Source organism: Duganella dendranthematis, from assembly GCF_012849375.1.
GTDB classification, from domain to species: domain Bacteria; phylum Pseudomonadota; class Gammaproteobacteria; order Burkholderiales; family Burkholderiaceae_D; genus Rugamonas; species Rugamonas dendranthematis.
Genome location: NZ_CP051684.1, coordinates 5493166 through 5515139, shown reverse-complemented (window position 1 = coordinate 5515139; position 21974 = coordinate 5493166). Strand labels below are relative to the sequence as shown.

The window sequence follows — 21974 nt, the reverse complement described above, 5'->3', positions numbered from 1 at the left end:
TGTATTGTAGTGCCGACGCAGTGGACGCGCCCACACAAATATCGATGCTAAAATGACACGATGAATCCACTCTACACCGTTGCCGAAATCCGCGCTATCGAGCGCGCTGCCACCGCTACCCTGCCGCAGGGCGCCCTGATGCAGCGCGCCGGCCAGGCGAGCGCCAACGCCGCGCTGGATCTGCTGCCCCTGACCACCAATCAGGCCAGGGTGCTGGTGCTGGCCGGTCCCGGCGACAATGGCGGCGACGCGCTGGAAGCGGCGGCGCACCTGTCGTACACCGGCGCGCAAGTCACGCTAATCCATTTCGGCCCGGCAGACCACAGCCGGTCCTCGGCCGAACGCCAGGCCGCGCTGCAACGCGCCAAGGCCAGCGACGCCCGCTTCCGCGCGGTGGAAGACGCCAACATCGCCGGCACCGAATGGCATCTGGTGGTGGATGGCCTGTTCGGCATCGGTTTGAAACGGCCGCTCAGCGGCGCGCTGCGGGCGCTGGTGGAGACGGTCAACCAGCTGCGTTGCAGCGTGCTGGCGCTGGACGTGCCGAGCGGTCTGGATGCCGACACCGGCGGCGTGGTGGGGCCGGACGGCGTGGCGCTGCACGCGACCCACACCATCACGTTCATAGGCAACAAGCCTGGACTGCACACTTGCGATGGCCGCGACTATGCGGGACTGGTCGACATCTCGCGGCTGGAAATCGATGCCAGCCACTTTGCGCCGGCTGCGCTGCACCTGAACGAGGTTAAGTTTTTCGCCCGCCATCTGAAGGCGAGGCGGCACAACTCGCACAAAGGCAGCTACGGCAATGTGGCGGTGATCGGCGGCGCGCGCGGCATGAGCGGCGCGCCGATTTTGGCCGCGCGCACGGCGCTCAACAGCGGCGCCGGCCGCGTCTACGCTTTGTTCGTGGAAGACGCGCTGCCATGCGATCCCGGCCAGCCGGAACTGATGTGTCGACTCGCCGGTGATTACGACCTGGATCAGGCCACGCTGGTGATCGGCCCCGGACTGGGCGCCTCGACCGCCGCGCAAGCCCTGCTCGCAAGCGCCATCGCCAGCGGCAGCCCGCTGCTGGCCGACGCCGACGCGCTCAATCTGCTGGCCGCCGACACCGCAATGCAAACCGTGCTTGCCCAGCGCAGCAAGCCGACGGTGCTGACGCCGCATCCGCTGGAAGCCGCGCGCCTCCTGGGTAGCAATATCGGCGCCGTGCAGGCCGACCGTCTGGCGTCAGCCCGCACGCTGGCCGCGCGCCTCAACGCAGTGGTGGTCTTGAAAGGATCAGGCACGGTCATCGCCGCGCCGGACGGCAAGGCCGTCATCAACACCACCGGCAATCCAGCGCTGGCCACGGCCGGTACCGGCGACGTGCTGGCAGGCCTGTGCGGCGCGCTGCTGGCGCAAGGTTGGCCACATTGGGAAGCCGCGCTGGCGGCAGTCTGGCTGCATGGCATCGCGGCGGATGTGCTGGTTAGCGAAGGCCGCGGCCCGATTGGCCTGACCGCCGCCGAACTGATCCCCGCCATCCGCGCGGCGCTCAACCGCATGGTGCAGCATCACGGCCGCTAGCGTTTCAGGTCGGCCTGAATGATGTTCAGGAAGTTTTCAGTCGACCATTCCAGATCGCGCACCACGATCTGCGGCGTGTAGAACTGCCCCGCCGCACGCGGACGGCCCACGTAGACCTTGTTTGGAATGACAGCTTTCGCAGCGCCGGAGACCAGCGACTGGTAGCGCACTTCCATGTAATTGCTGTCAGCCGAACTCGGCGCGCCGATCAGTTTGGTATTCGGGAACATGGTGAAGTAGTCCACCGCATCCAGACAAGCACTGGCACACTGGCCGGGCACAATGACGTACACAGGGCGGTTGAAGGCGGGAGGCCCGGCTTCATTGGGTCGCTTGGCGGCGGATGCGGACGTTGCGCCGGCTGCGGCCGCTGCGCCGGCGCCGGTGACATAGAACTTTTCGCCGCGCTCCAACGCTTCCTGCATGACGTTGGCGAGCGCATTGATGCCTTCCGCCACCTCGGCATTGCCCTGCTCTTTCAGGATGCCGACCATCCACCGAACATGCGCCACATTGCCGGGCGAGACGCGCCACCAGACTTGCTGCTTGCCCATGCGCTGCTGGTCGCGCCGCGCCATCTCGGCATCGCCCCACAAGGCACCGGCAAAGTCCAGGCTCCACAGCGACGATCCACCGTGATTGCCGCGCAGGTCGATCACCACGGCATCCGCCTGCTGATAACGCTGCGGATGCGCGCGCAGTTCCGCCGACATTGCGCGATAGGCCGTGCGTTGCGCTTCGTCCGGCTGGAATTCCGGCATGGCGGCCCAATACAGGCGCGGACGCGGCTCGCTCAGGCCGACCGGCAGCGTGGTGCCATTGTAGCTTTGCTGGCGCCATTGCAGCATCTCGTTGGTGTACTGACTCCACGCCAGCGTCATTGAAAACTGTTTGCCATCCAGCGTGAAGGTGCACACCTGCGGCCGCTTGATAAACGGATTGCCCTTGTCGACAAACACGTCGGGCGCTTCGATCCACCAGTTGCCCGGCTCATCGCTGCGCCCCTGGAACGCAAACACATTGGTTTGCGCCAGGGTAACAATCGACTCGCCATCGCAGGCGTTAATCCGGCTGCCGGCGGCCGGCCCGCCTGGCACGGTGGCATAGACGTACATGCTGTCGCCGCGCCAGGCGGCGACAAAGCCGGGCCAGCGCCATTCCACCGCAGGCGGCATGGTGAACGCCACTCCCGCGTGGCCGTCGTGGATCACCGTATTAAAACGCAGCAGCGCGGCCTGATAACCGGCGCCATCGCGCACTTGCGCTGCCAATTGCAAGCCCGCCTTGCGCGCCTCGCCTAGACGGGCGGCAAAGCCTGGATTGGCCGGATCATAGGTGCCGGGATGGTTGTCCAGCGTGATCTGATAAGCAGCTTCGATGTCGGCGATGGCAGCGCGCTGCCACTGTTCCGCCGTCTGCGGCAGGTCGCCAGCAGTGACGGCGCCTGCCGCCAGCAGCCAAGCCGCAACAAGGCCGCGCATCAAACCAGGCGACCGGCTGCAATGGTAATGGTGCGGCCGCAGCGGGCGGCCATGGCCTGGTCGTGGGTGACCAGCACCAAAGTCGAACCATGCTGGCGATTCAACTCGAACATCAGCTGGATGACGGCTTCGCCAGTGGCGGCGTCCAGGCTGCCGGTCGGTTCGTCGGCAAACAGCAGCGGCGGTTCGCTGACGAAGGCGCGCGCCAACGCCACGCGCTGTTGTTCGCCGCCGGACAGATATTTCGGATAATGCTTGAGCCGGCTGGACAGGCCAACCCGCGCCAGCATCGCCTCGGCCTTCTCGCGGGCGCCAGCCACGCCGGCCAGTTCCAGGGGCAGCATGACGTTTTCCACCGCCGTCAAATGCGCCAGCAGCTGGAAGGACTGGAACACAAAGCCCAGCTTTTCCTTGCGCAAGGCGGCGCGGCCATCTTCATCCATTGCATAAATATCTACGCCGTCGAGCACCACCGTACCGGCGCTGGGGGTGTCCAGGCCGGCCAGCAAACCCAGCAAAGTGGACTTGCCGGAACCGGAAGCGCCAACGATGGCCAACGTCTCAGCCTTTTGCACGGTAAAATCTACCTCGTGCAGGATCGTCAGTTCGCCAGCGGCGTCGGCGACCCGCTTGGCCAGGCCTTTGACGGCAATGGCCGGCTGCACGCCAGACGCCGTCACAGGCGACGACGCCAGGGCCGGGCCTTCCGGCATGAAATGAGTTGACGCATTAGGGAAATCGGGCATGCTGAATATGTTTAAACGTTTATCTGGAAAATCACTGGCCGCCCTGCTCCTGCTGTCGGCAGCGGCGAGCGCCTATTCTGCACCAAAAACCGTGCTTGTGCTCGGTGATAGTTTGTCAGCCGAATACGGCTTGTCGCGCGGCACGGGCTGGGTCGCGCTGGCGGAGCAGAAACTCAAGCAGAATAACATCGATGCGGTAGTCGTCAACGCCAGTGTTAGCGGCGAGACCACCAGCGGCGGCCGTTCGCGCCTGCCGGCCCTGCTGACCAAGTACAAACCGGACCTGGTAGTGATCGAACTGGGCGCCAACGACGGCTTGCGCGGCCTGCCGGTGCCGGCCGCCGAAGCCAATCTGCGCGCCATGAGCGACGCCGCCAGCAAGGCAGACGCCAAGGTGATGCTGATCGGCATGCGCATGCCGCCTAACTACGGCCGCGACTACGCCGACAAATTCTTCGCCATGTACGGCGCGCTGAGCAAGGATATCAAGGCGCCGCTGGTGCCGTTCATGCTTGATGGCGTGGCCGACAAGCCGCAGCTGTTCCAGGCGGACCGGCTGCATCCACTGGCAGAAGCCCATCCAACCATTCTGGCCAATATCTGGCCGACGCTGCAAAAAACCATTAAGGCCAAATGAAGTATCCCGAAGTATTAAGCATCGACCAGGTGCTGGACCAGCTCGATTCCTTCGACGCCATCATCGACGCCCGCAGTCCGAGCGAATTTGCACTCGACCACCTGCCCGGCGCCATCAACACGCCGGTGCTGGACGACGAGCAGCGCATCCGCGTCGGCACCATGTACAAGCAGGTGGGGTCGTTTGAAGCAAAGAAGCTCGGCGCCGCGCTGGTGGCGAAAAACATCGCGCAGCATATTGAAGAACGATGGATCGACCAGCCGCGCGAGTGGCGGCCGCTGGTGTATTGCTGGCGCGGCGGCAACCGTAGCGGCTCGATGGCACATATCCTGGCCAAGATCGGCTGGCCGGTGGTGCAGCTGGATGGCGGCTACAAGGCGTTTCGCCAGGAAGTGAATGCGGCGCTGGAACACGCGCCGTCCTTGCGTTTCAAGGTGGTGTGCGGCACTACGGGCAGCGGCAAGAGCCGCTTGCTGGAAGTGTTGGATGCGCAAGGCGCGCAGGTGCTGGATCTGGAGCAGCTGGCCATGCATCGCGGTTCGGTGCTGGGGCATCTGCCTAGCCAGCCGCAGCCGAGCCAGAAGGCGTTTGAGACGCGCGTGTGGCAGGTGCTGCGCCGCTTCGATCCGTCGCGGCCGGTGTTTGTGGAGGCGGAAAGCAAGAAGGTAGGCAATTTGCGTGTGCCGGCGGCGTTGATGGACACCATGCGCGCGGCCGATTGCATCGCGCTGACTTTGTCGCGCGCGAACCGGGTGCGCTTGCTGATGGAGGATTATCAGCATTTCCTGGCCGATCCATCGTCGCTCAACGGCCAGCTGGAACATCTGACGCAGCTGCACGGCCGCGAAAAGATCGCCCGCTGGCAGGCCATGTCGGATGCCGGACAGATGCCGGAGTTGGTCGAGCAACTGCTGGCCGATCATTACGATCCGGCGTATCTGCGCTCGATCGACCGCAATTTCAGCCGCTATGGCCAGGCGATGCCGCTCAACCTGGAGGACATCGATGAAGAGGCGTTCGCCGCTGCGGCGCGCCAGTTGATCGCTACTTGCGTGTAGCCCACCAGCAGCACAGCGAACCTGCCGTCACCAGTGCGGCGCCCTGCCAGAAGCTGGCGGTCAGCGCGCTGCGCAGGATGGCGGCGCTGAAGGCGGATGACAGCACCGGCGTGGCATAAGACACGGCGGCCAGCAAGGCCAGGTTGCCATGCGTCAGGGCGCGGTTCCAGCTGGCATAGCCCAACGCCATCACCGCAGCCGCCGCGCAAAGCAAGACGGCGGCGGGCCAGAGCGAGGCCAGGCCGCCGATCGAACCCAAGACGCTAGTTGCGCCGCCTCCGAGTATGCCCGCGTGCGCTGCCGCAGCCGCATGCGCCTCGCTGAGCGCGGTCAGCGCCGTGCCGCTCAGGGCAAACTTCAGCCACAACACCACACTGGTCAACACAAAGAACGGCACAATCGCGTCCGTGCCCTGCGACAGCGGCTTGGCGGCGCAGCAGTACGTGGCCCATAGCAACGCACCGCCGGCGGCCAGCCCGTAGCTCACCGGATTGCGCGCAGCATTGGCGACGATGTGCTCTGGCGACAAGCTTTCGCCGCCACTCAGAATCCACGCGACACCCAGCAACGACAGCAGCAGCCCCGGCGCCAGCCACACGGTCGCGCGCTGGCGGCCGCTAAACACCATCAACGCCACTGTCAGGCACGGCCACAGATAATTCAGCAGCCCGACTTCAATCGCCTGCGTGCGGTCCTGCGCGTAGCCGAGCGGCAATGCCAGCGCCACTTCATAGCCGGCGAATAGCGCACCACCAATCAGCAGATAGCGGCGCGGATACTGGCGCAGCGGCGTCCAGCCGCGCATCGCCACCAGCATCACGAGGCCAACGTATAAATCATTGCCGCCCCGGCCACCGCGCCCGCCGTTTCGCTGAACAAGCGTATCAGCGACGGCGCCGTGCTCCACAAGCCGATGGCCGCCAGGCCGAGCAACGTTCCTTTTGTCTGCGTCATATGTAGAAAGGGCCGCTATTCGCGGCCCTTGCAGGATTACTTCACTTCAGTCACGGTGGTCTTCGTGATCGGCTTCAGGATTTTCACCTTGGCCTTTTGCTTCAGGAACTCGATGTACTGCGCCATCTCCTGCTGCGCAATCACGTTGCCGATCTGTTCGGCTTGTGATTTGCGCTCGGCCTCGTCGGCCGCCGCAGGCTGCTGCACCTTGTCGATGCGGTACAGGCCATAACCCATACCTGGCAGGTCCACGCCAACATAGGCTGGCAGCTTGCTGGTGTCGGCCTTCATGATCGACTGCATCGCCAGACCGTTGATGCCTTCAGGCTTCTGACGCGACACCAGCTTGGCAGCGCCAAAACCGGTCGCATCACCCGACTTCTTGAAGGCAGCCAATTTTTCTTCGCCGGCTTTGAAGGCCAGCTTGGCGGCTTCTTCCATGGTCACGCGCTGACGGATCTGCGCATCAACTTCAGCCAGCGGACGCTTGCTTGCCGGTTTGAATTCAACGATGCGTCCCGAGACCAGGGTGCTCGGCGCGGTTTCAACCGCTTCGGTATTGCGCTTGCTGCTGATCGAATCGTTCGAGAACAGCGCGGTCAGGAACTTGGCGTTGTTGTACGCCGGTGCGCCAGGCGCCGGCGATGGATTGCGCGACACATTGCTTGCGGTTTCGATCTTCAGGCCCAGCTTGTCAGCCACTGGCTTCAGGCTGTCAGACTGTTCGTAGACGGTATTGGTGAAGGCTTCGGCCATTTCCGAATACTTCTTGGCGGCCTTCTGCTTCTTCAGCAGATCGGTCACGTCGGCTTTGACCACGTCCAGCGGCTTGACCACGGCTGGCTTCAGCTCGGTCACGGTCAACACGTGGAAGCCGAAGTCCGACTGCACCGGATCGCTGATTTCGCCCAGCTTCAGCTTGCCGATAGCGTTTTCGACCGGCGCTACCAGCACGCCTTTTTCGATCACGCCCAGATCGCCGCCCTGCTCTGCCGAGCCTGGATCTTCCGACTTGGCCTTGGCCACTTTGGCGAAATCGCCCGGGGTCTTGCGCAGTTCGGCCACGATGGCTTCGGCCTTGGCCTTGGCGGCGGCGGTGTCAGCCGCGCTGGCACCCTTTTTCAGGGTGATGAGGATGTGGCTGGCACGACGGGTTTCGGGCGTGGTGAACTGGGCCACATTCTTGGTGTAGTAGTCCGATACTTCGGCATCGGTCACGCTGACTTGCGCGGCGACGGCGTCGTTGTTCAGCACCACGTATTCGATCTTGGCTTGTTCCGGCACTTCGAAGAACTTGCTGTTCTTGTCGTAGAAGGCCTTGACCATTTCATCGGTCACTTTAACCTGCGGCACGAAATCAGCCACCGGCAGCAGCAGCTCCTGCACGTCGCGCTCCTGGGCGGCGATGTCGGACAGGGTCTTGGCCACGGTGCGTGGAGCAAAGCCGGTGCCTTCGACGGCGATCGCCAGTTGTTGCAGCGCCAGTTCCTGACGCATGCGGGCGTCGTTCTGCTCCGGACGCAGGCCTTGTGCGGCCAGGATGGCGATGTAGCGCTCCTTGTCGAAGTTTACTGGGCCGCCGAACATGTCTATGATGGCTTTTTGCAGCTGGGCGTCGCCGATGCTCAGATGGCTGTGGCCGACTTCAGCAGCGATGGCGCGTTGCGCGATCAGCTGGTCCAGCACGTTTTGCTTGAACTCGGGCGTGTCGAACATTTTCTGATCGAACTGCGCGCCCATGCGCTGGCGGTAGTTGTCCAGCTGGTTGCGCACGGCGTTGTCGAACTCTTGCTGCGTCAGCGGCTTGCCATCGATTTTGGCGATGGTGCTGGCGTCATCGCCGAAGCTCTTGTAGCTGCCGATGCCGACAAAGGCAAACGATGGCACGATGATGATGGCCAGGAAGATTTGCATCAAACGCTGGTGGGTACGAATAAATTCAAACATGGTCTGCCAATTCGGATGGTGATTACTTGCACATACAAAAATGGCGAACTCGCGTTCGCCAATTCTCTTTTTAATTCAATGACTTGCACTGCACAGTGAAGCCGGAGTATGCCGAAAAATTCAGTATCGCACGATTCTACAGAAGCACCGTAGGCTTAGCAAGCATTCGCTTGTCAGTTTGATAGCGCACGATTGCACCGCTGTCCTGTTTTGGTAATGCCAAGGTTACAATCTCGGCAATCATTCCACGTCATCAAAGGGATTGCCGTGCGCACCGCGTTATTATTACTGCTTGCTATCACCCTGCCCGCCAGCGCGGCCGATCCGGCTGGCACCTGGCGATACGATAAAGGCGCGGAATACTTCGGCCAGCTCAAGCCGCTGCCGCCGCCGAGATCCCAGACCCTGCAGATCAGCAATGGCCAACTGATATTGTCGACCAGGTGCATTGTCCCGCTGACGCCCCAGTCCTACGCTTATGACGTGCTGTTCCAGTCCCTGCTCAAGGAAGATGTTGATGAGGCCAAGCTAACGCCATATCTGAGCAAGCAATTCGCTATCACGCTCACCGGTGTTAAAACGTTTTACGAGGCCGAGCGGCACGCAAGCCATTGCAACCTGCATTTGACTGATTTCATCGTCACCGACGATGCGCTGCTGGTGCCATTCGCGGGCTCGGCGTTCTACCGCTTTGTACGCGGCGCAGACACTCCCCAACTTTACGGACGCAAGACCAGCCAACTGCCCTTCAACAGCGCGGCATATTCCAGCACTTGTCTTGGTCGTTTGCCGATAAGCAAAGGCGTGCCGCAGGCCACCACGAAATGCGGCCCGGTGTATATGCCGTACGTGGCCGCCGCCAATGGCGATGCACTATCTCAATTGATCGGAACGCATGACTACCAGAAAGGCGGCGCCCGCTACGCAGACGACTATGCCAATCCGTTCGCCAACAAGTTGCATCCCGTCTTCGTTGTGCTGCCGCCGATGAAAGACCTGTTGCTGGTGCGCGTGGACGACATGGAACCTGGTCCCAACGAGCAGCGCGACGTCATGTCGGGCGTGTTCCTGGCGATCAAGGACGGCAAGGTAACCGATCAACTCAACCAAGGCTGCCTGATCACCAGCGACTACGCCTGCGTTGATGAAGATGGCAAGCGCCAGTATCAACTACTGGAGAGCGGCAAGTTTCAGAAGCTGAAATAATCGCCGACGGCCGTCAATAGTCTTTTATGGAAACCAATTTGGCGCCGCGTTCCCCATTACCACGGAAGATTTCAGCAATATCCTGGTGACACACAAACCACGCAGCCAACGTATCCCCCATCTTAAACAGCAGTCGCTGATGCAAGGGGATTTTGTCGAGCACCGCAGCATCCAGAGAGTAGCTATAGACGCTATAGAGTGTGAAACCACCCAGTTCCAATGGCTCATCCTCAAATTCAGACAATTGGCGATCCCAGCAGCTAAGGCGTTCCGGAATCGCCACAAACCAGTAATCGTCATGCCGTCTATCATAGGCATCAACAAATACTGCTGGATGCATGTACACGCCAGGTAAATCCAGCCCAATTAGCAGATCGCGTATGTGCTTTCGGACGACCAAATCTGTGCCGGCGAACAAAATGTCAGGAATGTCCGTGCCAGGCACGATGCCCAACTTCCGGGCGTACTCACAAGCGCCATCAGAAAACATGAACGGTGCAGCCCCATACGGCTGCGGTTCGAACGAATAGTGGCGATCTACCGTGTTTTCGTCCGGCGTCAGGGACGGCAAGGTATCGTCATCTTTCTTCTGAATGAAAAAGTACTCTTGATCAGCAGCCATAACGCTGAATTATTAACAATAACGCAAGCACTATCCTGAGTCATCCGTCAACATGGGCGCGGGTTCGTTTAATCCGACAGAAGTGATAGATTACTTTTCAGGCGAGGAAAAAGAAAAACCCCGCAGCTCAAATATAAGCTGCGGGGTATCTTGATCTGGCGGAGCGGACGGGACTCGAACCCGCGACCCCCGGCGTGACAGGCCGGTATTCTAACCAACTGAACTACCGCTCCTAAACGGTATTACTATTGTCTGTATTTTGTTGGCGGAGCGGACGGGACTCGAACCCGCGACCCCCGGCGTGACAGGCCGGTATTCTAACCAACTGAACTACCGCTCCAGCAAAATACAAGGTGCTACATTTTACTCTAACTTTTACTACCTGGCAAATGTGATTGATAAACAATCTTTGGTGGGCGGTGAGAGGCTCGAACTCCCGACCTAAGCCTTGTAAGGGCTCCGCTCTACCAACTGAGCTAACCGCCCATTTGCCGCAGTGAACAGCTGTTTAACCGCTGCTGCTCACTGAAGTCCGTTAGTTTACAGCATCTTTCAAAGCTTTACCAGCTTTAAATTTAGGAACTTTAGCTGCTTCAATGGTGATCTCTTCTTTGGTGCGTGGGTTGCGGCCGGTACGGGCTGCGCGCTCGCTTACCGAGAAGGTACCAAAGCCAACCAGGGTCACGCTGTCGTTCTTTTGCAGGGTGGTGGTCACGCCGTCAATCACTGCATCCAGTGCGCGAGCAGCAGCCGCTTTAGAAATATCAGCGGTAGTGGCAATATGGTCGATCAATTCAGTCTTATTCAAAGCAATTCCCCGTCACAAAGGTTATATCTGTTCCCGCTTAAAATACGGCAACGCAAAAAACTCAGGCCGTATTAAACAAGCCAGCCCACTATCGTGTCAAGGCTACACAATAGAAAAATAAGTAAAAATAAAAAACAGGCGCTATATAAGCGCCTGTTTTATGGGTATTGCAGCTAAACGTTAGTGTTTTACCACTTCAGCCTGACCGTCAACTTTGGTGGCGGCGGCCGCGACGGCTTCCACCGGAGCAGTTTCCACCAGCGGCTCCGGCTGGCGTTCGAGGGCGATTTCCAGCACTTTGTCGATCCAACGCACCGGCACGATCTCCAGCTTGTTTTTGACATTGTCCGGAATGTCGGCCAGATCCTTGACGTTCTGCTCAGGGATCAGCACGGTTTTGATGCCACCGCGCTGCGCTGCCAACAGTTTTTCCTTCAAGCCGCCGATCGGCAAGACTTCTCCGCGCAGCGTGATCTCGCCGGTCATCGCCACATCGGCGCGCACCGGAATGCCGGTGAAGACCGATACCATCGCCACCGTCATGGCAGCGCCGGCGGACGGACCGTCTTTCGGCGTTGCACCTTCCGGCACATGAATGTGGATGTCCGCTTTTTCGAACACTTCATTCTTGATGCCCAGACGCTGCGCGCGGCTGCGCACCACGGTGCGGGCGGCTTCGATCGATTCCTTCATGACGTCGCCCAGCGTACCGGTACGGATGACGTTGCCCTTGCCCGGCATTTGCACGGCTTCGATGGTCAGCAGATCGCCGCCCACTTCGGTCCATGCCAGACCAACGACCTGGCCGACCTGATTCTCTTTCTCGGCCACGCCAAAGTCGTAGCGACGCACGCCCAGGAACTTGTCCAGGTTTTTCGGCGTGACGATCACTTTCTTCTCCGACTTTTTCAGCAGCAGCATCTTGACCACCTTGCGGCAGATCTTCGACACTTCGCGTTCCAGCGAACGCACGCCGGCTTCCCGGGTGTAATAGCGCACGATGTCGCGGATGGCGGCGTCGCTGACCGAGATCTCGTCCTCTTTCAGGCCGTTGTTCTTGATCTGCTTCGGCAGCAGGTAGCGCTGCGCGATGCTGGCTTTTTCGTCCTCGGTGTAACCCGACAGGCGGATCACTTCCATCCGGTCCAGCAGCGCTGGCGGGATGTTGAACGAGTTCGAGGTCGCCACGAACATCACATCCGACAGGTCGAAATCGACCTCGATGTAGTGGTCCGAGAAAGTGTGGTTCTGTTCAGGATCCAACACCTCCAGCAGCGCCGACGATGGATCGCCGCGGAAGTCCGCACCCATCTTGTCGATCTCGTCCAGCAGGAACAGCGGGTTGCGCACGCCGACTTTCGCCAGCGATTGCAGCACCTTGCCAGGCATCGAGCCAATGTAGGTACGACGGTGACCGCGAATCTCGGCCTCGTCGCGCACGCCACCCAGCGCCATGCGCACGAACTTGCGGTTCGTGGCGCGGGCGATCGACTGGCCCAGCGAGGTTTTACCCACGCCTGGCGGACCGACGAAGCACAGGATCGGTGCTTTCAGCTTGTCGACACGTTGTTGCACCGCGAGGTATTCCAGGATGCGCTCTTTAACCTTGTCCAGGCCGTAGTGGTCGCCTTCCAGCACTTTTTCAGCGTTGGTCAGATCATTGTTGACCTTGGATTTTTTCTTCCAGGGCAGGCTGACCAGCGTGTCGATGTAGTTGCGCACCACGGTGGCTTCGGCCGACATCGGCGACATCAGCTTGAGTTTCTTCAGCTCGGCGGTGGCCTTGTCCAGCGCCTCTTTCGGCATCTTGGCCAGCGCGACTTTTTTCTCCAGCTCGTCCAGGTCGGCGCCGTCTTCGCCCTCGCCCAGTTCTTTCTGGATGGCTTTGACTTGTTCGTTCAGGTAGTACTCGCGCTGCGACTTCTCCATCTGGCGCTTGACGCGGCCACGGATGCGTTTCTCGACTTGCAGGATGTCCAGCTCGCCTTCCAGCTGGCCCAGCAGATGCTCCAGGCGCTTGGCGACGCTGAAGATCTCCAGGATCACCTGTTTCTGCTCGAGCTTAAGCGGCAGATGGGCCGCCACGGTGTCGGCCAGGCGGCCGGCGTCGTCGATGCCCGACAGCGATGCCAGGATCTCCGGTGGAATTTTCTTGTTCAGTTTGACGTACTGGTCGAACTGCTGAACGATGGCGCGGCGCATCGCTTCGATTTCCGAATCGTCGCCCAGCTCGGAATCGAGCGGCGTCAGATCGGCCACGAAGTGCGTCGGCGTATCGGTAATTTTGTTAATGCGGGCGCGCTGGGCACCTTCGACCAGCACCTTGACGGTGCCGTCCGGCAGTTTCAGCATTTGCAGAATGTTGGCCACGCAGCCGATTTCATAAATATCGGAAGCAGAAGGTTCGTCCTTGGCAGCGGCTTTTTGGGCGGCAAGCATGATGCTCTTGCCTTGCTCCATCGCGGCTTCCAGCGCCTTGATCGATTTTGGGCGTCCTACGAACAGCGGTATCACCATATGCGGAAATACGACGACGTCCCGCAGCGGCAATAACGGCAGTTGAGTTTGCTCAGTTAATTTGGAAGTTGTCATGGCGTACCTTATGTGAAAGCGTGATGATGAAATGGCGCTATTCCGCCAAATCACAAGACCGATCTGCAAGAAATATTCCTTATTTAAAAGAATATTTTCTGCACTCTAAAAGAATCGCTAATAAAAAAAGCCACGCGCGACCGCAGTCACGAGTGGCTTTCCGACTGAAGCCTGTATTCTTTTATTGATTTTGATTGTACCGCCTTGCCCCACGGATGCGAAATGAATTTTGCTGTCGCGTGGGGCAAGTGTGCACTCGTTATTTAATTCTCACCAGAAGCCTTAGGCTGCTCCTGATAAATTAACAAAGGTTTCGCGCCACTGGTAATGGTATTCTCATCAATAACCACTTTAGTCACGTTGGTTTCATTTGGCAGCTCATACATGGTATCGAGCAGCGCGTGTTCCAGGATCGAACGCAGACCACGGGCGCCGGTTTTGCGCGCCAAGGCTTTCTTGGCGATCGCGTGCAGCGCAGCCGGACGAATCTCCAGTTCCGCACCTTCCATTTCCAGCAGCTTCGAATACTGCTTGATCAGCGCATTCTTCGGCTCGACCAGAATCTGGATCAGCGCTTCTTCGGTCAGCTCAGCCAGGGTCGCCACCACCGGCAGACGGCCCACCAGTTCAGGGATCAGGCCGAACTTGATCAGATCTTCCGGTTCCGCTTCCATCAGCACGTCGCTGACGTTGCGCTCGGACTTGCTCTTGACCGAGGCGCCGAAACCGATGCCGGATTTCTCCGAACGGTTTTCAATCACCTTGGCCAGGCCGTCAAACGCGCCGCCGCAAATGAACATGATGTTGGTGGTGTCGATCTGCACGAAGTCCTGGTTAGGGTGCTTGCGGCCGCCTTGTGGCGGCACCGAGGCCATGGTGCCCTCGATCAGTTTCAACAGCGCCTGCTGCACGCCCTCGCCCGACACGTCGCGGGTGATCGACGGGTTGTCCGACTTACGGGAGATCTTGTCGATCTCATCGATATAGACGATGCCGCGTTGCGCCTTGTCCACATCGTAGTTGCAGCTTTGCAACAGTTTCTGGATGATATTCTCGACGTCTTCACCCACGTAGCCGGCTTCGGTCAGCGTGGTGGCGTCGGCGATCACGAACGGCACGTTCAGCATGCGCGCCAGGGTCTGCGCCAGCAGGGTTTTACCCGAGCCGGTCGGACCGACCAGCAGGATGTTGGACTTGGCCAGTTCGACCTCGTCTTTTTTACCCAGGTGCTTGAGGCGCTTGTAGTGGTTGTACACCGCCACCGACAGGATGCGCTTGGCGGTTTGCTGGCCAATCACGTACTGGTCCAGCAAGTCCTTGATTTCGTGCGGGGTCGGCAGGTCCGATTTGGCGCCCGAAACCGACTCGATGGCCGAGGTTTCGTCGCGGATGATGTCATTGCACAGATCGATACACTCGTCGCAGATGAACACCGACGGGCCGGCGATGAGCTTCTTCACCTCGTGCTGGCTTTTGCCGCAGAACGAGCAGTACAGAAGTTTTTCGCCGCTGGAGGATTTTTTGTCTGACATGGGCAGTTTTCTTTGGTTACAGAATGGCTTGGCCATTGCCGGCTAGCAAGTTTGAAGACTGGAAAAAATCCGCCTACACCACATGCTACCCGAAATAAAAACGAAACGCCCGAACGATTAATCGTCCGGGCGTCTTTTTAGCAATGCTGCGGGGAAAGCATTAAGCCCGGTTGGTCAACACTTTGTCGATCAGACCGTACTCTACCGCCTCTTCCGCCGACATGAAGCGGTCGCGATCGGTGTCTTTGGCGATCTGTTCGACGTTTTGGCCGGTGCGTTCCGCCATGATCGAGTTCAGACGGTGGCGCAGGTACAGGATTTCCTTGGCCTGGATCTCGATGTCCGACGCCATGCCCTGCGAGCCGCCGGACGGCTGGTGAATCATGATGCGCGAGTTCGGCAGCGAGAAGCGCTTGCCTTTGGCGCCAGCGGCCAGCAGGAAGGCGCCCATCGAAGCGGCGATCCCGGTGCACAGCGTCGATACGTCAGGCTTGATGAACTGCATCGTATCGAAGATCGCCAGGCCGGCCGAAACCGAACCACCAGGCGAATTGATGTACAGCGAGATGTCCTTGTCCGGATTTTCGCTCTCCAGGAACAGCAGCTGGGCGACCACCAGATTGGCCATCTGGTCGTTGACCGGACCGACCATGAAGATAATACGTTCCTTCAGCAGACGCGAGTAGATGTCATAAGAGCGCTCGCCGCGACCGCTTTGTTCCACCACCATCGGCACCAGGCCGAGCATTTCGGTGTCCAGCGCCGGATTTCGGTTCATACCAGTCATTCTATTTCCTTGTGAAGCAGCTTAAAGGGCCGGTATGTAAATAATACATCATCCGGCCCAAACTGAATTACGCTTGTGCGTTGCTTCCCATCAGTTCGTCAAAGGCGATGGCCTTGGACGACGTCTTCGACAGGCCCAGGACGTAGTTGACGACGTTTTCTTCCAATACAAGGGCTTCGACTTCTGCCAGACGACGACGGTCGCTATAGTAGTACTTCAGCACTTCGCGTGGATCTTCGTAGCTTTGGGCGAAGTCTTCGATCTGGGCTTTAACTTGCTCAGGCTGGGCTTGCAGGTTGTTCTCGGTCACCAGTTGCGACAGGATCAGGCCCAGGCGTACGCGACGCTCGGCTTTTTCTGCGAACAGTTCTGGTGGGAATGGCACGTCCTTGACGTTCATGCCACGCTGCGCCATGTCCTGGCGGGTGATTTCGGCCAGACGCTCGGTGTCCTGAGCGATCAGCGATTTCGGTACGTCCAGGGTGGCGGTCTTGACCAGGGTGTCCATCACGGCTTCTTTGTTGCGTGCTTTCACGCGGCCAGCGACTTCACGCTCCAGGTTGACTTTGATGTCTTCGCGCATTTTAGCAACGTCGCCATCGGCCACGCCCAGCGACTTGGCGAATTCGCCGTCAACTTCCGGCAGGTGCGCCCATTCCAGTTTTTTCAGGGTGATGGTGAACGAAGCGGTTTTGCCGGCCACGTCTTTACCATGGTAGTCCTCCGGGAAGGCCAGTGGGAAGGTCTTGGCTTCGCCGACTTTCAGGCCGACCGTGGCGGCTTCGAACTCTGGCAGCATGCGGCCTTCGCCCAGCACGAACGGGTAATCTTCCGCTTTGCCGCCTGGGAATTCCACGCCGTCGATCGAACCAACGAAGTCCACGGTCACGCGGTCGCCGTTAGCGGCAACCGCTTCGCCGCCGTCGCCGTGTTCGCCGGCTTCGCCTTTGGTGTGGAAGTGCACGCGCTGTTTGCGCAGGATGTCGATGGTCTTGTCGATTTCAGCTTCGCTGACTTCGGCTTTGACGGTTTCGATTTCTACTTTGGTCAGGTCGCCGATTTCGACTTCCGGGTAGATTTCGAAGGTAGCGTCGAAGGCCAGCACGCCGGCTGGCGATTCGGCCTTCGGCTCAATGTTCGGGAAACCAGCAACGCGCAGCTGGTTTTCGTTTGCGGCGTCGTTGAAAGCACGGCCAACTTTATCGTTCAGCACTTCGGTCTCGATCTGATAACCGTATTGTGCTGCGACCATTTTCAGAGGAACTTTACCCGGACGGAAGCCTGGTGCCTTAGCCGTTTTGGCTTGCACTTTCAGGCGCTTCTCAACTTCAGCGCGGACTTCGGTCAGCGGGAAGGAGATCGTGATACGACGTTCGAGTTTGCCCAAGGTTTCGACTGCAGTTGCCATGTAAAAATCGTCCAAAAAATAAAAAGTACAGTTGGTGCGAGGAGGGGGACTCGAACCCCCACACCATTGCTGGCGTCAGGACCTAAACCTGGTGCGTCTACCAATTTCGCCATCCTCGCGGCATGTGTGCACAAAAGCAAAGGGCGATCCGTAAGTGAAAACGGTCGCCCTATTCCCGCTCTTTGATGCAGGAGCTTTCAACTTCAACGCGGTATTTTAACGGGTTTTTCGCGGAATGGTGACGATTTTTAGTATGTCGCCAACATTCCGCGCAAATTTCTAATTATTTGCCTGTTTTAGAGGCTTTTTAACTCTAAACCAGGCCGCATACAGCGCCGGAAGGAACAATAAAGTCAGCGCCGTCGCCAAAATAAGCCCGCCCATAATCGCCACCGCCATTGGTCCCCAGAAGACGGAACGCGATAGAGGGATCATCGCCAGCGCGGCAGCGGCGGCCGTCAGGATAATCGGACGGCAGCGGCGCACCGCCGATTCCACGATCGCGGTCCACGGATCGTGGCCGGCCTTGATGTCCTGCTCGATCTGGTCGACCAGGATCACCGAATTACGGATGATCATTCCAAACAGCGCGATGATGCCCAGGTTGGCCACGAAGCCCAGCGGCCGTCCCAGCAACAGCAGCGCCATCGCCGCCCCCGCCACGCCCAGCGGCCCGGTCAGGAACACCAGCAGTGCCCGCGAGAAGCTATGCAGTTGCAACATCAGCAGCGTGAAGATCAGGAAGATCGCCAGCGGCAGGTTGGCCGCAATCGACGCTTCCGCCGCGCCACTATCCGAGGCCGCGCCTTTCACGGTGATCGCGTAGCCGGCCGGCAGCGCATCGCGCAGCGCCTTCAGCTGCGGCTCGATCTGGCCCGAGACGGTTGGCCCCTGGATATGGTCGCCCACGTCCGACTGCACGGTAATCGCCCAGTCGCGCCCTTCCCGCCACACCACGCCCGGCTCCCACACGAAGTGCGCGCGCGCCAGCTGGCTGATCGGCACCGACTTGCCGCTGGCAGTCGGGATATTGGTGTCGTTCAGCACCGAAATGGTCGAGCGCTCATCGAGTGGCTGGCGGATCTGGATGTCGATCAGCTGGATGCCTTCACGGAACTGGCCGATCTTGGTGCCGGACAGGATGGTGTTAGCAGCGCGCATCACCGTTTGCGACGTCACGCTCAGCGCCCGCATCTTGTCCTGATCCAGGTCCAGCCGCAGTACCTTGATCGATTCATTCCAGTTGTCGTTGACACCGATCGTATTCGGATTGGCGCGCATGATGTCCTTGACCTGGTCGGCAATCGCCCGCACCTTAGCCACCTCGGTGCCGGTGACGCGGAACTGCACCGGATACGGCACCGGCGGCCCGTTCGGCAGCAGCTTGACGCGGCCGCGCACTTCCGGGAAATCATGCTTGAAGACGTCGACGATCTTGTCGCGCAATTCAGCGCGCGCCTTTAGGTCTTTCGGCAGCACCACGATCTGCGACACGTTGGTCTGCGGGAAAATCTGGTCCAGCGGCAGGTAGAAACGCGGCGAACCGGTGCCGACATAGCTGGTCACGCTGACCACGCCGTCCTGCTTGCGGATGAAGGCTTCAAATTTCTTCACCTGCGCCTCGTTGGCGGTAAAGGTCGTGCCTTCCGGCGTCCACAGCTCCACCATCAGCTCGGGACGGCTGGAGTCCGGGAAGAATTGCTTCTCGATGAATTTGAAACCGTACACGCCCAGCGCAAACACCGCCAGAGTTGCGGCAATGGTGATCCAGCGGTACTCCACGCACCAGTTGACCAGCGCGCGGAACTTGCGGAAGCCCGGCGTATCGAACAGCTCGTGCTCCCCGCCGCCTTCTGCGTGCGGCTTCACCTTCAGCAGCACGTAGCCGAGGTAAGGCGTGAACGTCACCGCCACCACCCACGAAATCACCAGTGCCAGCGCGTTGACCGAGAACAGCGAGAAGGTGTACTCCCCGGCGGCCGATTTAGCCAGGCCGATAGGCAGGAAGCCCGCCACCGTGATCAAGGTGCCGGTCAGCATAGGAATCGCCGTGGATTTATAGGCGAAAGTGGCGGCGTCGAAGCGCGACATGCCCTCCTCCATCTTGCGCACCATCATTTCGACGGCGATGATGGCGTCGTCCACCAGCAGGCCCAGCGCGATGATCAGCGCCCCCAGCGAAATCTTGTGCAGGTCAATGTCCAGCACCCGCATGAACAGGAAAGTGACCGATAGCACCAGCGGAATACTCAGCGCCACCACCAGGCCGGGACGCACGTCCAGCCGCAGTTTCGGCTTGCTATGCAGGCCCAGCGCGACAAAGCTGACGCCCAGCACGATCAGCACCGCTTCGATCAGCGTGTGGACGAATTCGCCTACGGAAGCCTTGACCGCCTCCGGCTGGTCCGACACGCGCTCCAGCTCGATGCCAACCGGCAGCTTGGCCTTCAGCATGCGCACGGTTTTCTCCATGTGCTTGCCCAGCTCGATGATGTTGCCGCCCTTCTCCATCGACACGCCCAGGCCGATCACTTCCTTGCCATTAAAACGCATCTTGTTGCCCGGCGGGTCCTGGTATTCACGCTTGATGGTGGCAAAGTCGCCCAGACGGAAAGTCGTGCCGTTGGCGCGCAACTCAAGGTCCGCCAGGTCCTTGACAGTCTTTAGCGCACCGGTCACGCGCACTTGCAGGTTGTCGGTCGGCGTCACCAGCACGCCGGTCGCCTCCACCGAGTTCTGCGTGGCGATCTGGTTGGCGATGGTTTCGATCGGAATGCCCAGCTGGGCAAACTTCTGGTGCGAGAATTCGATGTTGATCTTTTCATCCTGCACGCCAAACAATTCCACCTTGGACACCAGCGGCACACCCAGCATTTGCTGGCGCACGAAATCCGCGTAATCCTTCATTTCGGCATAGGTAAAGCCGTCGCCGGAAAGCGCGAAAATCGAACCGTAGGTATCGCCGAATTCATCGTTGAAGAACGGTCCCTGCACGCCGGAAGGCAGCGTCAACTGGATATCGCTGATCTTCTTGCGCACCTGATACCAGGCATCCGCCACGCTCTTGGGCGGCGTCGATTCGCGCAGCTTGAGGATGATGGTGGTCTCGCCTGGCTTGGAATAGCTGGAGATCTCATCAATGCCCGGCGTTTCCTGCAGCTTCTTTTCCAGCTTGTCGGTAACCTGCTCGGCCATCTGCAAGGCGGTCGCGCCTGGCCAGTTGGCGCGCACCACCATCGCGCGGAAGGTGAACGGCGGATCTTCATCCTGGCCGAGATTGCTGTAGCTGAGGAAGCCGCCAATCAGCAATACCGCAATCAGGTAACGCGTCAGCGGGATGTGCTCCAGTGCCCAGCGTGAGAGGTTGAATCCTTCCTTCATTTGGCCGCCTTTGGCAGGTCATTGCCGAGGATGGTCACTTTCTGGCCCGGCTTCAGCAGGTTGACGCCGGCTGTTACCACGGTCTGGCCCGGCTTGACGCCGCTGGCCAGCACGATATCGTTGCCGGCCACGCCGCCAATGCTCACCGGCACCAGCTTGACGGCGCCCTGCTCCACCAGCCAGACAGAAGTCTGCGATTTTTCGTGGAACAGCGCCGTCAGCGGCACCTTGATCTGTGGCGTCGGCGTCTTGGAGGCAAACTGCACCACGGCGGTCATGCCCAGCTTGGCCTCGGCCAGCGAATCGGGAATCGACACTTTGACGGTGTAGGTGCGGGTCGAGGGATCGGCCACCGGCGAAATTTCGCGGATCTTGCCGGGCACGGTGTTTTTCGGATCGGCCCACAGACGCACCTGCACGTCCGCCACGCGGCGCAGCACGTCGACCTTGTCCTCTGGCAAACCGATGACGATTTCCTTCTCGCCCGCCTTGGCCACCCGCACCACCGGCGTGCCGGCCGCCACCACCTGGCCGATTTCGGCGTCGACTTCCGTCACCACGCCGTCAACATCCGACACCAATGCCGCGTAGGCCGCTTGGTTGGACTGGCCGCGATACGCCGCCTGCGATGCATCCACATTGGCCTGCGCCGCCTTGAAGGTCGAGTCTTTGCCATCCAGAACGGATTGGCTGACGAAACTCTTGCTGACCAGTTCCTGGTAGCGTTTGAGATCGGCCTTGGCCAAGTCGCGGTTGGTTTCAGCGGCGCGCAGATTGGCCAGCGCCTGGGCTTGCGACAACTGCAAGTCCTGCGGGTCAAGCTGCATCAGCACCTGGCCTTTTTTCACCAGCGTGCCAACGTCCACCTTGCGGTTGACGATCTTGCCACCGACGCGGAAGCCGAGGCGCGATTCCACCCGCGCCCGCACTTCGCCGGAAAACTCGGCATTCACGTCAATGTCGCTGCTTGCGAGCAGCATGGCGCGCACCGGGCGGATGTCTTCGGTTTTCTCCTCGTGCTTTGAGCAGGCCCCAAGCAGCACCAGCGCCGAGGTGGCGACCAGCATATTCTTCAAAGTGAACACAGCGGCTTCCTTTTAATGACTATCAAGTTATTTATAAATTATAAGCCGAATAACTTCGTTTGCAAATGACCGGGGCGTCATTAATTTTGACCTTGCTCTTATTTCATGATGGCACTACCATTACGCGCTGGAAACCCTACCCGGCAACTGCCGCTCGC

17 protein-coding genes and 4 tRNA genes are annotated in these 21974 nt (G+C 59.8%); 4 read left to right on the top strand and 17 right to left on the bottom strand.

Annotated elements, in window-relative coordinates; genetic code table 11:
- Nucleotides 1-60 precede the first annotated feature (60 nt).
- Nucleotides 61-1572, top strand: a complete 1512-nt coding sequence (locus tag HH213_RS25255) for an NAD(P)H-hydrate dehydratase (RefSeq protein WP_169114079.1) — start codon at nt 61-63, stop codon at nt 1570-1572.
- On the opposite strand, the gene HH213_RS25250 is transcribed toward HH213_RS25255, so the two are convergent.
- Together HH213_RS25250 and HH213_RS25245 are read right to left on the bottom strand one after the other, a co-directional pair.
- Nucleotides 1569-3053, bottom strand: a complete 1485-nt coding sequence (locus HH213_RS25250) for a S41 family peptidase (RefSeq protein WP_169114078.1) — start codon at nt 3051-3053, stop codon at nt 1569-1571. The two genes, HH213_RS25255 and HH213_RS25250, sit on opposite strands and share 4 nt — an antisense overlap.
- The gene (locus HH213_RS25245; RefSeq protein WP_110847821.1) at nt 3053-3766 is read right to left on the bottom strand and encodes an ABC transporter ATP-binding protein; all 714 of its coding nucleotides are present in this window, start codon (nt 3764-3766) and stop codon (nt 3053-3055) included. The genes HH213_RS25250 and HH213_RS25245 overlap by 1 nt, the downstream gene beginning before the upstream one ends.
- A gap of 145 nt (nt 3767-3911) precedes the next feature.
- Between HH213_RS25245 and HH213_RS25240 the strand changes: the two genes are divergently transcribed.
- Together HH213_RS25240 and mnmH are read left to right on the top strand one after the other, a co-directional pair.
- The gene (locus tag HH213_RS25240) at nt 3912-4436 is read left to right on the top strand and encodes an arylesterase (protein ID WP_229257985.1); all 525 of its coding nucleotides are present in this window, start codon (nt 3912-3914) and stop codon (nt 4434-4436) included.
- Entirely contained in the window at nt 4433-5494 is a 1062-nt protein-coding gene (gene mnmH / locus HH213_RS25235; protein WP_169114077.1) for a tRNA 2-selenouridine(34) synthase MnmH, read from the top strand. Before HH213_RS25240 ends, mnmH begins: the two co-directional genes overlap by 4 nt.
- Here mnmH and yddG read toward each other — a convergent pair.
- From yddG to HH213_RS25225, 3 genes are read right to left on the bottom strand one after another with little or no spacing between them, the layout of a single operon-like run.
- Nucleotides 5481-6311, bottom strand: a complete 831-nt coding sequence (gene yddG / locus HH213_RS25230) for an aromatic amino acid DMT transporter YddG (RefSeq protein WP_229263149.1) — start codon at nt 6309-6311, stop codon at nt 5481-5483. The two genes, mnmH and yddG, sit on opposite strands and share 14 nt — an antisense overlap.
- Nucleotides 6311-6448 (bottom strand): hypothetical protein, encoded by a 138-nt coding sequence (locus HH213_RS30310; RefSeq protein ID WP_229263148.1) that lies wholly within the window; start codon nt 6446-6448, stop codon nt 6311-6313. The genes yddG and HH213_RS30310 overlap by 1 nt, the downstream gene beginning before the upstream one ends.
- A gap of 36 nt (nt 6449-6484) precedes the next feature.
- Complete coding sequence (locus HH213_RS25225) at nt 6485-8395, bottom strand: SurA N-terminal domain-containing protein (protein WP_169114076.1); 1911 nt, start codon at nt 8393-8395, stop codon at nt 6485-6487.
- A 267-nt stretch (nt 8396-8662) separates the two neighbouring features.
- On the opposite strand from HH213_RS25225, the gene HH213_RS25220 reads away from it, so the two are divergent.
- Nucleotides 8663-9601, top strand: a complete 939-nt coding sequence (locus HH213_RS25220; RefSeq protein ID WP_169114075.1) for a hypothetical protein — start codon at nt 8663-8665, stop codon at nt 9599-9601.
- A gap of 13 nt (nt 9602-9614) precedes the next feature.
- Here the strand turns inward: HH213_RS25220 and HH213_RS25215 are convergent, their stop codons facing one another.
- The 12 genes from HH213_RS25215 to HH213_RS25160 all read right to left on the bottom strand — a co-directional run bounded on the left by HH213_RS25215 (nt 9615) and on the right by HH213_RS25160 (nt 21798).
- On the bottom strand, nt 9615-10223 hold the full coding sequence (locus tag HH213_RS25215; protein WP_169114074.1) for a hypothetical protein: 609 nt from the start codon (nt 10221-10223) through the stop codon (nt 9615-9617).
- A 156-nt stretch (nt 10224-10379) separates the two neighbouring features.
- Nucleotides 10380-10456, bottom strand: a tRNA-Asp gene (locus HH213_RS25210).
- 30 nt (nt 10457-10486) lie between these two features.
- A tRNA-Asp gene (locus HH213_RS25205) sits at nt 10487-10563 on the bottom strand.
- Between the two features lie 70 nt (nt 10564-10633).
- A tRNA-Val gene (locus HH213_RS25200) sits at nt 10634-10709 on the bottom strand.
- A 49-nt stretch (nt 10710-10758) separates the two neighbouring features.
- Entirely contained in the window at nt 10759-11031 is a 273-nt protein-coding gene (hbs, locus tag HH213_RS25195) for a non-specific DNA-binding protein Hbs (RefSeq protein ID WP_070266615.1), read from the bottom strand.
- Nucleotides 11032-11211: 180 nt separating this feature from the next.
- Nucleotides 11212-13623 carry an endopeptidase La gene (lon, locus tag HH213_RS25190; RefSeq protein WP_110847815.1) on the bottom strand — a complete coding sequence of 804 codons (2412 nt, stop codon included), beginning with the start codon at nt 13621-13623 and terminating at the stop codon, nt 11212-11214.
- Between the two features lie 263 nt (nt 13624-13886).
- Nucleotides 13887-15155 carry an ATP-dependent Clp protease ATP-binding subunit ClpX gene (clpX, locus tag HH213_RS25185; RefSeq protein WP_110847814.1) on the bottom strand — a complete coding sequence of 423 codons (1269 nt, stop codon included), beginning with the start codon at nt 15153-15155 and terminating at the stop codon, nt 13887-13889.
- Nucleotides 15156-15315: 160 nt separating this feature from the next.
- Nucleotides 15316-15933, bottom strand: a complete 618-nt coding sequence (gene clpP / locus HH213_RS25180) for an ATP-dependent Clp endopeptidase proteolytic subunit ClpP (RefSeq protein WP_371875684.1) — start codon at nt 15931-15933, stop codon at nt 15316-15318.
- A 76-nt stretch (nt 15934-16009) separates the two neighbouring features.
- Nucleotides 16010-17350, bottom strand: coding sequence for a trigger factor (tig, locus tag HH213_RS25175; protein WP_110848084.1), 1341 nt, complete (start codon nt 17348-17350; stop codon nt 16010-16012).
- Between the two features lie 32 nt (nt 17351-17382).
- Nucleotides 17383-17469 (bottom strand) — tRNA-Leu (locus HH213_RS25170).
- A gap of 160 nt (nt 17470-17629) precedes the next feature.
- Nucleotides 17630-20731, bottom strand: coding sequence for an efflux RND transporter permease subunit (locus HH213_RS25165; protein WP_169114073.1), 3102 nt, complete (start codon nt 20729-20731; stop codon nt 17630-17632).
- Nucleotides 20728-21798 carry an efflux RND transporter periplasmic adaptor subunit gene (locus tag HH213_RS25160; protein ID WP_169115387.1) on the bottom strand — a complete coding sequence of 357 codons (1071 nt, stop codon included), beginning with the start codon at nt 21796-21798 and terminating at the stop codon, nt 20728-20730. The genes HH213_RS25165 and HH213_RS25160 overlap by 4 nt, the downstream gene beginning before the upstream one ends.
- Nucleotides 21799-21974 lie beyond the last annotated feature (176 nt).

Excerpts from the sequence above, each read along its gene's own strand:
- HH213_RS25165 (WP_169114073.1), bottom strand. The coding sequence starts at position 20,731 with ATGAAGGAAGGATTCAACCTCTCACGCTGGGCACTGGAGCACATCCCG.
- HH213_RS25215 (WP_169114074.1), bottom strand. The coding sequence starts at position 10,223 with ATGGCTGCTGATCAAGAGTACTTTTTCATTCAGAAGAAAGATGACGAT.
- tig (WP_110848084.1), bottom strand. The coding sequence starts at position 17,350 with ATGGCAACTGCAGTCGAAACCTTGGGCAAACTCGAACGTCGTATCACG.
- clpP (WP_371875684.1), bottom strand. The coding sequence starts at position 15,933 with ATGAACCGAAATCCGGCGCTGGACACCGAAATGCTCGGCCTGGTGCCG.
- HH213_RS25250 (WP_169114078.1), bottom strand. The coding sequence starts at position 3,053 with ATGCGCGGCCTTGTTGCGGCTTGGCTGCTGGCGGCAGGCGCCGTCACT.
- HH213_RS25160 (WP_169115387.1), bottom strand. The coding sequence starts at position 21,798 with ATGCTGGTCGCCACCTCGGCGCTGGTGCTGCTTGGGGCCTGCTCAAAG.
- HH213_RS25225 (WP_169114076.1), bottom strand. The coding sequence starts at position 8,395 with ATGTTTGAATTTATTCGTACCCACCAGCGTTTGATGCAAATCTTCCTG.
- HH213_RS30310 (WP_229263148.1), bottom strand. The coding sequence starts at position 6,448 with ATGACGCAGACAAAAGGAACGTTGCTCGGCCTGGCGGCCATCGGCTTG.
- HH213_RS25245 (WP_110847821.1), bottom strand. The coding sequence starts at position 3,766 with ATGCCGGAAGGCCCGGCCCTGGCGTCGTCGCCTGTGACGGCGTCTGGC.
- HH213_RS25255 (WP_169114079.1), top strand. The coding sequence starts at position 61 with ATGAATCCACTCTACACCGTTGCCGAAATCCGCGCTATCGAGCGCGCT.
- mnmH (WP_169114077.1), top strand. The coding sequence starts at position 4,433 with ATGAAGTATCCCGAAGTATTAAGCATCGACCAGGTGCTGGACCAGCTC.
- yddG (WP_229263149.1), bottom strand. The coding sequence starts at position 6,311 with ATGCTGGTGGCGATGCGCGGCTGGACGCCGCTGCGCCAGTATCCGCGC.
- lon (WP_110847815.1), bottom strand. The coding sequence starts at position 13,623 with ATGACAACTTCCAAATTAACTGAGCAAACTCAACTGCCGTTATTGCCG.
- clpX (WP_110847814.1), bottom strand. The coding sequence starts at position 15,155 with ATGTCAGACAAAAAATCCTCCAGCGGCGAAAAACTTCTGTACTGCTCG.